Raw genomic sequence first — 14,131 nt, 5'->3', positions numbered from 1 at the left:
ATGAAGCTTCTCACAACCAAACAACTCTTCCGTCAATGCTACGGCCGCTACGCGATCCCTGCCGTGAATGTATTTTTCATGGAAGAAATTCATGGTCTTTTCGCAGCAGCCCAAGAGGCCGATGCACCTTTTATTGTGCAGACAACCCCTTTTGCAAGAGACTATGCACATCCTGATATGTTGCTGTCCATGATTCGCGCTGCTTCAAGGATTTATCCGGATGTGACCTTTGCCATCCACATGGACCATGGGTACGAGGAACATATTTTTGATGCAATAGAAAAGGGCGGGTACACCTCTGTCATGATCGATGCTTCACACGATCCTTTTGACCAAAATGTTGCAAGGACAAAAGAAGTAGTAAGGCGGGCACACGAAAAAAACATCAGTGTGGAAGCTGAACTGGGTGTTCTGGCCGGTGTCGAAGATGACCTGACGGTCGACGCTGCACACTCATTCTATACCAATCCGCAACAGGTTGAAGATTTCGTGAAAGCCACGGATTGCGACAGTCTGGCGATTGCGGTGGGCACCAGCCATGGTGCCTATAAATTTTCGGGCGGGCAGGGTTTGCAGTTTCACATTCTGGAAGAAATCCAGAAGCGATTGCCAGGGTTTCCATTGGTTTTACATGGCGGTTCCAATGTGGTGCCTGAGGTTGTGGAGCGGATCAATGCTGCCGGAGGAAAATTGAAAACAGATGCGAAAGGCGTTCAGGAAGAAGAAATCCGGAAGGCAATCCCTTTGGGTATTTGCAAAATCAACATCGCCACCGATACCCGCTTGCTTTGGACGATGGTCAACCGCGAGTTTTTCAGGGATAAGCCCGAGGAATTTGCACCAACCAGTCCCGGAAAAATCTTTATGGAAGAATACAAGCGATTTATGATGAAGAAATTCGAACTATTCGGCTGCTCCGGCAAAGCCCATGAATTCAACGAAAGTCTAAAACTGTCCTAAGCAGTAAAAATTCAACGATTATGACCCGACGACTTACTGTAGCCCAGGCTACCATCACTTTTCTCAAAAACCAGTATATAGAACGGGACGGAACAGAGCAACCCTATTTTGGAGGCTGTTTCGGCATATTTGGTCACGGCAACGTGGCCGGCTTGGGCCAGGCCTTGCAGGAAAATCCGGATTTCAGGTATTACCAATGCAGGAATGAACAATCCATGGTGCATACGGCGGTAGCCTATGCCAAGGTCAGGAACAGGCTTGGCGCATTCGTTTGCACAACTTCCATTGGTCCGGGTGCAACCAATATGATCACCGGCGCTGCCCTGGCCACCATCAACCGGCTTCCTGTGCTTCTTTTACCGGGCGATATCTTTGCTACCCGCGAGCCGAACCCGGTTTTACAGCAATTGGAAAGTGCCTCAACACAGGATATTTCCGTCAACGATTGTTTCAAACCTGTCTCCAAATACTGGGACCGCATCAACCGGCCGGAACAACTGATTTATTCATTACCGGAAGTGATGCGCGTGCTGACCTCCCAGGCAGAAATGGGTACCGTGACCCTCTCGATGCCTCAGGATGTGCAAACACATGCCTACGATTTCCCCGAGGAATTATTCCGGAAAAGAGTGTGGCATATCGGCAGGCCGAGGCCCGATCTGAGCAGCTTGAAAACGGCAGCAGAGTGGATAAAAAATTCAAAAAAACCGGTGATCGTAGCTGGCGGCGGCACCATTTATAGTGACGCCTGTGGGTTGCTGCATGAGTTTGCGGCAAAAACCGGCATCCCTGTCGGGGAGACATTTGCCGGAAAAGGTGCGGTCAGGTATGATGCGCCTTACAGCGTCGGCGGGCTTGGCGCAACCGGTACGAAATATGCCATCGACATTGCCAATGAAGCTGATTTAGTGATTGGTATTGGGACCAGGTATAGTGATTTTACAACTGCGTCCAAGTCGATTTTCCAGAATCCGGACGTAAGATTCATCAATATCAACATCAATGAGTTTGATGCTTTCAAACATGCCGCTTTGCCGCTTACCGGCGATGCAAAAGCCATTTTGGAGGAATTATCAATCCTCTTGGGCGATTTTGAAGTTCAATCCGCCTACCGTCAGCGCATCGCGGAAATGAACAAAGCCTGGGACGACGAGGTGACTCAGATCTACGCCGAAGGCAACGCCACCGTTCCCCCGATAGACCAGGCCATTGTAATTGGGGCGCTCAACAGCTTTATGGATGATCGGGATGTGATGATCAACGCCTCCGGAAGCGCGCCGGGTGACCTGCATAAACTTTGGAGAGCCACAGACCCCAAGAATTTCCACCTGGAATACGGGTTCTCATGTATGGGTTACGAAATCGCAGCCGGGCTGGGCGCCAAAATGGCCGACCCGAGCCGGGAGATATATGTGATCTGTGGCGATGGCGGTTACCTGATGAACAATCATGAGATCGTCACTGCCATCCAGGAGGGAGTCAAATTCACGATTCTACTATTGAATAATAACGGTTACGCAAGCATTGGCGGCCTTTCAGAGAGCATCGGCAGTGAAAGGTTTGGGACGATGTACAAATACCGCGACGAAAACTCCGGCCATCTTTCGGGTAGTTTTCTGCCTGTTGATCTGGCCAAAAATGCAGAAAGTCTGGGTGCACATGTAATCAGGGCAACCGATCGCCAATCATTGGAAGAGGCCCTGGCCCAATCCAAAAGCGCAGACCGGGTAACCGTCATTTATATTGAAACAAGCCTTTACCGGACCGTTAAGGGTTATCATGCCTGGTGGGAAGTGCCGGTTGCAGAAGTGTCGACCATAGCCGGTGTGCAAAAAGCCTTTGAAATCTATACCGAAAACAAGAAAACACAACGGATATTCTTATAATATGAACTTCGACAATATTCGACTCGGAGTTGCTCCGATCAACTGGACCAATGATGATATGCCCGAACTGGGCGGAGAGAATACATTTGAGCAATGCATCAGCGAAATGGCCCTGGCTGGCTTTACCGGATGCGAGGTAGGCAACAAATTTCCCAGAGATACCAATGTCCTGAAAAAGGCACTGGATATGAGAGGCTTACAGATTTGTAACCAATGGAACAGTTATGAACTGACGACCAAAACATTCGCCGAAAACCGCAAGACTTTTACCGAATTGCTGGATTTCCTCGAAATCATGGGAGCGAAGGTCATCGGGGGAGGAGAAACCGGAAATAGCTGCCAAGGGCAGATGGATGTGCCTGTTTTTGAAGGAAAAGGCATGCTGCATACCAAAGATGAATGGGACAGCTTTACATTCGGATTAAACGAACTGGGCAAAATCGCGCGGGACCGCGGGATGAAGCTGGCTTTTCATCACCACATGGGTACTTGCATTCAGAGTATGGAGGAAACAGACCGGCTGCTTAATGAGACCGAGCCAGACCATGTATTCCTGAACTACGATTGCGGGCATTTCCACTTTGCCGGAGAAGACCCGGTTACAGCGTTAAAGAAATACATTGGAAGAACGGCCCATATTCATCTCAAGGATGTAAGGCCGAACATACTTCAACGAGTTCATGACGAAAGGCTTAGCTTTTTGACTGCGGTCAAGAAGGGCGTATTTACCGTTCCGGGAGATCCTGAGGGCTGCATTGATTTCCCCTCACTTTTTGCTACGATCAAAGAGAGCGACTACCACGGCTGGATTGTCCTGGAAGCCGAACAGGATCCCGCCAAGGCCAATCCATTGGAATACGCGATCATGGCAAGAAATTTTTTCAGGAAGCTGACTGGAATCTGAAAAATTCGGATAGCAAATTTTGATAACGTCAATAGAGCATGGAATCCATGCTCTATTTTTTTGTGCCAAGCAGCACATACCCGGTTTGTTACCAATATTAAAATTTCATTAAGACCCGCCACATAAAGTCCCCCTCATACGTAATACCAATATCATTCGTTCAACAACATTTAAATCACAAAGCCCCTTTTATGACGCAGCCGTTTACGTAAATTCTAATAGACCGACTAATATGTTACACTTTAAAAAGTTGAATTTTCTTTTTGTCCTGCTGTCTGCGGCGTTGGTATTGGGTTGTAAGGATAAACAAGTTGACCCAGTCGTAGAAACCACCGATTCCACCGCTGCTTCTAACTATAAAGCTGTTAACGGCTGGTTGTATGAGATTATGAATGATGCGTATTTCTGGTATAAAGATATGCCTGCTGAGGCAAGTCTCGACGCAACGATTAGTCCTTTCGACTATTTTGAAAAGCTGATTTACAAACGGGAAACCGTCGACAGGTTTTCAGCCGTGACCGATGATATTGATGCGCTAGAGGACGAATTCAATGGGATCAGTAAAATTTTCGGGATCAGTTACTCCCTGTCGTATATTGACAACGGCATGTCCAACATAGGTATCTTCCTGAACTATGTCGTAAAAGGCAGCCCAGCCGAAACCGCCGGCCTGAAAAGGGGAGATATCCTGCTAAAAGTAAATGGCACACAGCTCACCGCCAACAACTACAAAACATTGCTGGGCAGCAGCGAGACAGCGACATTTACACTTGGCGAACTGGTCGGAACTGCCATTTCGGCTACTTCAAATACGGTTACAATTACCAAAGCCGAGGTAAGTGAAGATCCGGTCGCTTTTTCAAGTGTGATTTCCAAGTCCGCTTACGGAAAGACTATCGGTTACCTGGTTTACACTCAGTTTGTGCCCGGTACCACTGCCGACGAGTCAAAATATGATAATGAGTTACGCCAGGTATTTGCCGATTTCAAAAGCAAAGGCGTAAATGAGCTGGTACTGGATCTGCGTTTCAATCCGGGTGGCTATATCAGTTCTGCGGAAACGCTGGCATCGCTGATCGGGAAGAATGTATCCGCTTCCAAAACCTTCTATACCGAGCAATGGAACGATAAATACACCGCATACTGGCAAAAAACACAAGGCCCGAACGCCCTGACCTATACTTTCCTGAATGAGGCAAATAACATCGGGAGCAACCTGAGTCGCGTATTTGTTTTGACCTCTAACGGAACGGCTTCCGCCAGCGAACTGGTTATCAATGGATTGAGACCTTATATGGATGTCGTCCTGGTTGGTGAAAATACGGCAGGCAAGAATCTGTTCGGTTCTCTGATCAGCGACGACATGGAACGCTGGAAATGGGGTGCCTACGTCATGCTTGGTCAAACTGCCAATGCCAACGGAGAGTCGAACTACGGAACCGTAGACGGCATGACGCCTGATTATATCGTCGAAGATTCGTCTGTTCCCTACAAGCCGTTTGGGGATGAAAACGAGACTTTATTCAGAAAAGTACTGGACGTGATGGGTATCCCTGCACCAGAGGGCCAGCGTGTAGCTGCTTCAAAAACAGTAGACTCTTTCAAAAAACTGCTGCGCGACGATCTTAAAATCCGTAAAGACCTGATGATCAAAACACGATCATTAAAGCCGATCAGCCAATAAACCCTTTATCCCGTTTGTCTGAGAGAGGCCCGCCGCACGGGTCTCTTTCTTTATGCATACAAAATCAAAAAAAGAGAGACCCCGCATCTATTCTGGCGTATTTGCCGTAATTTTATCACCCGTTTCTCTACTCACGTTTGGACTGGCTGTGGCTGATTTATGAAATCAAAAGTTTTACTCACACTTGCGCTGCTTACACAATTTTTGCCCGTCTCATTTAGCCAGACGATCAAACATACCTATCGTTTTTACAAAAATTTCAATGTAGCCCAACCAGAGTGCGGTCTCAATGTAGAGCAAGTCAAGGCACTGGGCACCTGCGATGCCGGCACAGAACCCGGAAGTTTTGTTGAAGATGTTTTGCCATGCGGCGTAGAACGCACCGTTTACCACAATAATGTAAACTGGGGCCTGATGTACCCAAATACCGAAGGTGCAATCACAGATACCTATACCATTCAGATGTACATCAAGGTAACTGATTGGGGGAAAACCTGGGCCAGGATCATTGACTTTTCCAACGGAACTTCTGACCAGGGTATTTATTTCAAAGATAAAAACGGCTCGTCCGATCGTTGCATCGACTTTTATCCCTACGGTATTGCCGGGGCCTGTCCATTTTTTAATAAATCCACTTATTACCTGCTCACTTTCACCCGCAACGGGCAGACGGGGATCATGGATGTTTATGTCGACAATACGCTTTTTGCCTCTTACAATGACGCCGATGGCAGATATGTGGGCACTGCCGGTGCTCCTATCTACATTTTCAGGGACGATTCGTCTGTCTCCTGCGAGTCTGGCGCGGCTAATTTCGCGTATCTGGCGTTCAATAATAAATATCTCTCAAAAGCAGATGTAGATCAGTCCTTTAAAGATATTTGCTTCACGGCCAATATCAATTCTTACGCCGACTTCTCGATATCGCCAAATCCGAGCTGCGGGTTTCCGAAGAACATTACAATCCAGTATACAGGCATTATCCCTACTCCCGGAACAGGGTACACATTTACCTGGGAATGGGATGGTGCAAGGGTTATATCCGGCTCGGGAATGGGTCCGTATGTGGTTAGCTGGGATACAGGTGGGAGCAAAAATGTATCGCTGACCGTTACCAACAACGTATGTGGCAATCCACTGTATAACCGAAAGCAGGCGGTGATCAACAATCTGGACCTTACCGCGACCGTTGTTTCGGGCAGCTGCGAAAGTGGGAATGACGGAACACTCACCTTAACAGGCTCCTTGGGTCTCCCGCCCTACCAGTATTCGCTGGATTCAGTGAATTATCAGACGGACAATGTTTTCAAAGTACCTGTTGCCACTTACCGAGTTTATGTGAAAGATGGCGATAATTGTACGCTTGCGAAAAATGTAGAGGTCCAGTTTACCAGCGATATAGAAGTGAATATCAGGCCCGACACCACAATTTGCTACGGTGAGCCTATCACGTTGTTCACCAGTAGCAATGCAGAAAAGTTTGACTGGTTACCACAAATCGGGCTAGACAATCCCGCCGTCAAAGACCCGATCGCTACGCCGCCGGGCACAACGCAATATGTTGTAACGGCCCGCAGAGGTTATTGCACACAGACCGATACGGTCGTCATCAATGTTGCCCCACCAATCCACGTCAATGTGACGCCTGATTCAGAAGTAGAATACAACGTCCCGTTTCAGCTGATCGCCTCTTCGCCCCAGGTGACCAACCTTACGGAAGCTACTTTTGCATGGACACCGCCGACAGGCCTTAATAACCCCGCCAGCCCCAGTCCGATTGCAGTTTTGCGCGAGGATCAGTCTTACAATGTTGAAATTACTTCAGGAATGGGCTGCAAAGGTACGGGCAAGGTGAACCTGACAATTAAAAGACATGATAATATCAGTTTGCCAACTGCCTTCACACCGAACGGTGACGGCACAAACGAAGTATTGGTCCCGATTACATATGGTATTGAATCTATCCGCTATTTCAGGATTTACAACAGATGGGGGGAAGTCGTTTTTTTTACAGACCAGCTCAACAACGGCTGGAATGGACAATTTAAAGGCGGTGTGCCGATTACAGGCACCTATGTCTGGGAAATTGAGGGAATATCGGTCAAGGGCCAGACTATTCACAAAAAGGGTTCTGTGCAGCTCATCAAATAAAAACGTCCGCCATCACAGCGGACGTTCCAAAATTTTCCTCTTATCAATTAGCTGATCCAGCTGAATTCATAATGCAAATCCGGAATTTTAGTCCGTTCGGCAATCCTTCTGAGCCTGGCAGGCAGTGCCATCAGATAGTCACGTGCTTTCTCCGCCTTCTCATTAATGTCCCTCACTGACCCTATCTCCCATTCCAATAATAGCGCGTCCAGAATTTCGATATAATCCTGAGTGGTATAAACCCCAAGCCTCTGGGCAGCGTCCGAGAAGTGCGAAAAAGTCTCGCCCATTTTAACCCCCGATTCGCGCATAAAATGGGCTGGCATCACAATCTTTTTCCTCATCATGTCTTCCAGCGCCAAAAGCAATTCCGACGGGTCTACTTCCAGGATCCGGCTCACGAATGCTTTATATGCTTTAGCGTGGCGCATTTCATCCGACGCGATCACCCCGCAGATCTTGGACAAATGAGGATTACCGAATTTCTTTGCCAGGGTAGCAGTGCGGCGATGCGAAACATTGGTGGCGAGCTCCTGGAAAGAAGTATAGATAAAATTGCGGTATGGGTCCCTGTCAGTGCCGATATCAAAACCATCGGCGATCAGGTATTGGGTTGAAACCTCCATGGCCCGCATATTCACACGGCCCGACAGATATAAATATTTGTTTAAAAGGTCGCCATGGCGATTTTCCTCGGCTGTCCAGGCGCGCACCCATTTCACCCACCCAGATTCTGGCTCATCTACCTGATTGACCCCAATGACATCCACCAGCCAGGACTCATAAGTCGGGAGCGCTTCTTCCGTAATGGTATCCCCAATCAATACGGCGATATAATCGTAAGGCAAATCCCGGCAACTTTCCTGCAGCAATTTGACTTCACCCGCAAAATTCTCATTCCTGAAATCCGGCAGGAAATCAGCCGGCTGCCAGTTCTCATCTATGGGTTTCAGGTATTCAGCCATCAAACCATCCAGGTCTTTCCCTATGTGCTGCATGACTTCAAGCCGTTCTGCTGAAAGTGCGGGTTCCATTGTTACTTTGTTTAAAAAACTCCAAATACTATTTTACAAATAACGGTAATTATAAGTAAGTTTTACATGATAATTATCATTTCGAATCTCGCAAAGAAGAATAAAACAAATGAGTTTTAAACTATTTTTGCAGAAAAAATAAGAATGAAAAAAGTACTCGATTACCTTTTAAGTTGCATTTATCTGATTCATTTTGGCTTCACCCTTTTAGTATTTCATGTGGCCCAGGTCATCGCGTTCAACGTTTTTGGAAGGAAAGCGCATAGATCCGTGGTGAATGCCCTCAATTTTTCGCTGGCTTACGGACTTTATTTTACAGGTGCCCATATCATCCTTCGCAATCAATCCAATATACCCGGCAACCGTACGATCATCTTCGTTGCCAATCACCAGAGCACATTCGATATATCCCCGGTTTACTGGTTTCTCAGGAGGTACAATCCCAGGTTTGTCTCCAAAATCGAACTGGCAAAAGGCGTTCCGAGCATATCCTATAACCTTAGAAAAAGTGGTGCCGCCATTATCGACCGCAAGGACGGAAAGCAAGCTATCTCGGAAATAGCCAGGCTTGGGAAGCTGATCCACGACGAAAAATCTTCTGCTGTGATTTTCCCCGAAGGAACCCGTACAGCAAGCGGGATTATGAAACCATTCGTCGCAGGCGGCGTCGCAACTTTACTGAAGCGGGCGCCAGAAGCCCTGATTGTTCCCGTAGCTATCGACGGTACCGGAGCAATGAACCCCAAAGGTATATTCCCGCTCAAATCATTCTCCAGACTTACCTTTACTGTGCTGCCGGGTATCGAACCCGCAGGACGTAAAGTGGATGAAGTCCTCGCAGAGGCGCAGGAAGCCATCAGAAAAGTGATTTCTATTCCGGCCTAGTTTTTAGTTCATTTTTACACAAAACATAGTTAATAATCTGATCATCAAGCAGATCCAAATCATCGATTTGATCTGCTTTTTTTATGTCCATGGTCTTAACAATCGTTAACAACCGCCATTTAAACCAACATCCCTGATCACTCTCTAACCCATGAACTTCAGAATTTAGAACCTTAAAATTTATTAGTCATGAAAAAGATACTTTTCGCCGCAGCGATTCTTGCACTGGGATTCACATCAGCATCAGCCCAATACGGCCCAAGGAATGATGACCGTAGCCACAAACGTTACCATGATGGATACCGGCGCGAGCCCATGACTGACATCAACTTCCTTCAGAGGGAAGCCCGCCAGCAAATCGCAAACGGAATACAACGCGGTACGCTCAGCTCACGCGAAGCCAATGCGTTGATGGAGCAATATGAGCGCATCGAAGCCCGGGAAATGAGGTACAGCCACCATGGTCGTGTATCGCCGCGGGAAGCACGGATCCTGCGCGAAGACCTTGAAAGGCTGATGGCGGAAACGCGCCAGCTGAGCAGCCGAAGGGGTGACCATTGGGCACGTGATCGCAGAAACAGATATTAAATGGCAGTTGAAGGTTTAGGGTAGTACAGAAAACACCGGGTCGTTGACCTGGTGTTTTTTATTGGTCGCTTTCAAAATACCGCACCAGCTTTACATGCGATTTTTCGAACCCTTCCCGCTGATAAAAACGGTGAGCCTGCTCCCGGTAGTCGCGTGATGTTACCTCGATCTGAATGGCCCCCTGCTGTTTCGCAAACGCTACGGCTCTCGACATCAAGGCACTGCCAATTTGACGCGACCGAAACTCCGGCTCTACATACATTTCCTGGATCTCCGAAACCAATGCCGCGTGGTGCAGTAGAGGCTGAACGTGGCAACTTACCATGCCTACCGGCTTTTCGTCATAGAAAGCAATGAAATACCTGATGTGGGTACTGACTATATTTTTCCGGAAGGCGGAATCAAAGCCTTGATGGTCAAGGACGATGTTCTCCAGACCGCAGATCATCTTGTAGATCAAATCCCTGTCACTGTCTGTGGCCTCGCGAATGGATAATTGCTCATGGTTTGTCATGAGCTAAAAATAGTATTATTTCTCGGGCCAAAGGACAATTCTATTCCCGGATGTTCCCCAGATATCCTCCTGATATTGTTTCATTTCGGCTTGCGTCAAAGTACTCATATCGAAACGCCCGCCGTCGCACCGATAGCCGATGCAGCCAATGCAGGACATGTAAAGCATATTATAATTGATAATCGTTTCGCCCCTGACCTTCACAGCGACAATATTCATCATTGGTTCTTCTTTCCTTTTTTTGGCTTCGTTGACCATATTGCTCAACCAGCCGAGGTTCCGAACCGGGTCCTTCACACCGCAAATATCATTTGCAGCGTAGGGCGTTTTTTCTTTGCAGGAAAATAAGAGCATTAAAATAAGGAAAATGGGTAGCGAAGTTTTCATGGGCTGAGCTCAGGAACGTGATATTTCGAACAGACAGAATTGTTGGGTCAAGCGTTGGAAAGTTGGAGCGGAATTGCGACAGTTAAGCGGACAAAAGGCTGAGCTGCCATTTTCTGTTGATTTAAAATTTCTTCAAATTCTGTTCGTGAGACATATCCCGGAGCCGAATGCCGCCTTTTTCGATTTGCTTCATTCTGATAATTCGGGTATGTGGAAATATCGAAACACCAAGTCACGCGATCTGCTTACCGAATAATAAGTCAATTGATATCTTCACGTCAAATTTTTCTCCATACCCCCGAAATTGGGTACTATTGTCAATGTAGCGACCAGTTACATTTCAGGAGTTACCAAGTCAGCTGACGGCCGCAGCTGATCACACACCAGCCATGACAATCCAATTTTAAAATCTGTACAGCGCATACGAAAATTCGGCTGCCCAGAAATCTTGTGTCAGTTTTTTTTGCCCGATTTTACTCAAACCCTTTTTTAGCTCATGGCCAATTTAGCATTCAATTTTCAAGCCTATTGGAAACCGGGAACAAGCGATCCCGACCTTGCACACCAAAACCCACCGCTTGAAGATACAAGCGAGGACAGGTTTAAATTGTGGGTAGCAGATACAGCTGGCACCAATGACATCACCGGCATCTCGCTAAGTTACGCGATAGGTGAAGGGGTCTATTGGAATGGAACTGCCTGGATCAAGGCAACAGCAGAGCAAATTGCCCCTTCTCTGGAATCCAGGATTTTCGTTGTCCCGGCGGATTTCGATTGGTCTGCGGATTTATCGTCTTACGCTAATACGGAGATGATGATTTCCAACGTACATCAAGTATTGGATAACATTAATCTGCCAGCAGGTATCAAACTGAAGTTTAGTGCAGGAGGAGAATTCATCCAGGTGCCAACTCCCAAATTACCTCCGCCACTTGATTTCACGGCCAGCCAGTGGACAGTAAGCGGCGATGCATCTAAGGAAGATTCAAATAGTTTCAAAACGACCTCGAACGGCAGAATTCAAAGATCCAACATACTTACGCCAGGCAAGATCTACCGGATCAGGATTAAAGGAACTACGACAGCTAATTCTATTTACATTTTGGACGTAGGTAGTGCAGTGATCTTTGCGCGCAAGATGAGTACGGGACCTTTTGACCTTACAGGATATGCAGTTTATACAGGAACCTCAACGGCTTTGTCAATTAGAACAATCGGCGCAGGTCAGACTGATATTGACCTATTTGAAGTAAGTCAATATTCTGCTATTAATTCTCCTGCCATGTACGGCAGTACCGATAAAAAAACATTTCCGGTTATCAGCACACCGAAAGGAAACGGGGCGATTCCAGGATTCTTCTTGAACGGAATGTTTGTGTCTGATTACAATAAAGTTTTAATGTCTGATTTTTTTCTCGAAACTACCTTTCCTGAATGGTTCTTCAATTCTTTTGTAGAGACCAGCTTTATAGTAGACAAAAATTTGACACAAACAAACCAGGACTACGACGGTGTCAGTGTTCCGATCTCAGATATTAATGTCAAAAACTACAAATCGCTAAGCGAGGGTTGTTCCGTTCATATCCAGACTGGCGTGACTCTAACTAACTTTTTTACTTTAGGAACCGGGGACTTCGCAGTTACAGGCAGCGGAAAAATAGATATGGGGCGTATTAGCATTTTTAATCCATATTCTAGACCTCTCAGATTTGAATTCACTTGCGCAGAAGCAAACGCCTTTAAACTGGATAATGTAGAGCCCCATCCCGCAGTTAATAATTTAGTGGTCACTCCCTATATCAATGGCTGTAAATTCACACAGGTCGACAAGGATGACACGACTATTGTATTTCTGTCGGTAGAAGACGGCAACATTGGCTATGACAGATCAAATGAATTTTATCATCCGAATTATATAACTGGAAGTAAAGGACATCACATGTTCTTTCTAAGTGCTGTGAATAGCAAAATTGAGGGGAACAAAATTGATAATGGTGATAGTGCCGTCATGTTTGCAATGGCATTCGGACCGACAATCGTAAATACTACTTTCCGGGATTGGATCGAAACCACCGGTCGGGCAAGCTGTTTCAAAGGCTGGTACGGGAATTCGATTTGTAACAACAGAATGTCTAACCTGCGGGAGGAGGCAATCGCATTGGATATGACAGACTCCAATTTCCCTACTCTTACGCCTTGCAGAAACAGATATGAAATTACCAATGTGTTAGGCAATGACACGGCCTTGGTGAAGTTTAAGACAGAAGAGCCCCAAAACTGGACGACACTTACCAACACTATTATGACATCAATGACATCTGGCAAAGAGGGCAAGTATTCGCGAATACTATCGATTACCCATAACGATGCAGAAGATACTGTGGATGGGATAGTTGTATACCGGACCTTTACAATAACCGGAACGACAGACTATTTCGTAGGCTCAGGCTCAGGGGATCAGTACTCAGTAACCTATGGCTGTTATGAAAATGTAGTAAACAGAAATGACTTTAGAAACGTGTTTCATCCAGTTGTCTGGTACATGTGTGCCTTCGATAACAAAATACATGATAATACCGGGGATGGGCCTTACACCGGTAAGGCTGCATTGAAAACGAGCAGCACAAGGGCTTTATCTACGGCTTTTAGAAGAAAAAGAAGTTATGTTGCTTTCTGTATCGACAATTCGTACAGGAATAACAACTTCTATGGGAACGGTTTGCACCATATAAATATCAACGGCCCGAATCAGTGGGACGGATGGATTCTTCAAAATTTAGAGCCCGAGGATCCAACAATCACAAAATACAGTAACATAGGTTCCAAGATCGATGGCAATACTTTCAGTGACACAACCTTAAAATTACAGGGACTATATCGCCTCGAACTTGGCCAGAATGTATACAGGAATACGAGAATTGAAATTACAGATTGTCAGGGCTACGACGATTCGAGCATTCAAGTTAATGAACTTGATGTTTTCCATATTGATAGAATTCAAAAGAGCCTTGCATACTCGGGAAGGCTGCTGATCAATGTTTCAGCATCAGGCAACGGCTTAGGATATGGAACCTTTAGAATGAGGACAATCGGAAACATCGATGCATCTGCAAGCGGTAATGCTTTTCTATTTGCAAC

General features: G+C 46.5%; 11 protein-coding genes. 8 read left to right on the top strand and 3 right to left on the bottom strand.

All coding sequences use genetic code 11. The features are described from left to right. The 5 genes from AC1XUF_RS26695 to AC1XUF_RS26675 all read left to right on the top strand — a co-directional run bounded on the left by AC1XUF_RS26695 (window position 1) and on the right by AC1XUF_RS26675 (window position 7,585). Entirely contained in the window at window positions 1-960 is a 960-nt protein-coding gene (locus AC1XUF_RS26695) for a class II fructose-bisphosphate aldolase (protein WP_483344919.1), read from the top strand. 20 nt (window positions 961-980) lie between these two features. Beyond that, window positions 981-2,846 carry a 3D-(3,5/4)-trihydroxycyclohexane-1,2-dione acylhydrolase (decyclizing) gene (gene iolD / locus AC1XUF_RS26690; RefSeq protein WP_483344918.1) on the top strand — a complete coding sequence of 622 codons (1,866 nt, stop codon included), beginning with the start codon at window positions 981-983 and terminating at the stop codon, window positions 2,844-2,846. 1 nt (window position 2,847) lies between these two features. After that, window positions 2,848-3,750, top strand: a complete 903-nt coding sequence (iolE, locus tag AC1XUF_RS26685; RefSeq protein WP_483344917.1) for a myo-inosose-2 dehydratase — start codon at window positions 2,848-2,850, stop codon at window positions 3,748-3,750. Between the two features lie 232 nt (window positions 3,751-3,982). After that, window positions 3,983-5,434, top strand: coding sequence for a S41 family peptidase (locus AC1XUF_RS26680; protein WP_483344916.1), 1,452 nt, complete (start codon window positions 3,983-3,985; stop codon window positions 5,432-5,434). Between the two features lie 159 nt (window positions 5,435-5,593). Beyond that, window positions 5,594-7,585 (top strand): T9SS type B sorting domain-containing protein, encoded by a 1,992-nt coding sequence (locus AC1XUF_RS26675; protein WP_483344915.1) that lies wholly within the window; start codon window positions 5,594-5,596, stop codon window positions 7,583-7,585. A 47-nt stretch (window positions 7,586-7,632) separates the two neighbouring features. Here the strand turns inward: AC1XUF_RS26675 and AC1XUF_RS26670 are convergent, their stop codons facing one another. Then, window positions 7,633-8,619, bottom strand: a complete 987-nt coding sequence (locus tag AC1XUF_RS26670; protein ID WP_483344914.1) for an acyl-ACP desaturase — start codon at window positions 8,617-8,619, stop codon at window positions 7,633-7,635. Between the two features lie 144 nt (window positions 8,620-8,763). On the opposite strand from AC1XUF_RS26670, the gene AC1XUF_RS26665 reads away from it, so the two are divergent. Then, window positions 8,764-9,504, top strand: coding sequence for a lysophospholipid acyltransferase family protein (locus AC1XUF_RS26665; protein WP_483344913.1), 741 nt, complete (start codon window positions 8,764-8,766; stop codon window positions 9,502-9,504). Window positions 9,505-9,693: 189 nt separating this feature from the next. Further along, the gene (locus tag AC1XUF_RS26660) at window positions 9,694-10,092 is read left to right on the top strand and encodes a hypothetical protein (RefSeq protein WP_483344912.1); all 399 of its coding nucleotides are present in this window, start codon (window positions 9,694-9,696) and stop codon (window positions 10,090-10,092) included. Window positions 10,093-10,150: 58 nt separating this feature from the next. Here AC1XUF_RS26660 and AC1XUF_RS26655 read toward each other — a convergent pair whose 3' ends face one another. Both AC1XUF_RS26655 and AC1XUF_RS26650 read right to left on the bottom strand, forming a co-directional pair. Continuing rightward, window positions 10,151-10,606 (bottom strand): GNAT family N-acetyltransferase, encoded by a 456-nt coding sequence (locus AC1XUF_RS26655; RefSeq protein WP_483344911.1) that lies wholly within the window; start codon window positions 10,604-10,606, stop codon window positions 10,151-10,153. Between the two features lie 15 nt (window positions 10,607-10,621). After that, window positions 10,622-10,993 carry a hypothetical protein gene (locus AC1XUF_RS26650; protein ID WP_483344910.1) on the bottom strand — a complete coding sequence of 124 codons (372 nt, stop codon included), beginning with the start codon at window positions 10,991-10,993 and terminating at the stop codon, window positions 10,622-10,624. A 496-nt stretch (window positions 10,994-11,489) separates the two neighbouring features. Here AC1XUF_RS26650 and AC1XUF_RS26645 point away from each other — a divergent pair. Continuing rightward, window positions 11,490-14,131: hypothetical protein (locus AC1XUF_RS26645; protein WP_483344909.1), on the top strand; the 2,642-nt coding region annotated here is incomplete at its 3' end.

It is taken from the genome of Dyadobacter sp. HNCC25DJ185 (assembly GCF_056895195.1).
The sequence above is the reverse complement of the archived record's forward strand: the minus strand, read 5'-3'. Positions and strand labels throughout refer to the sequence as shown.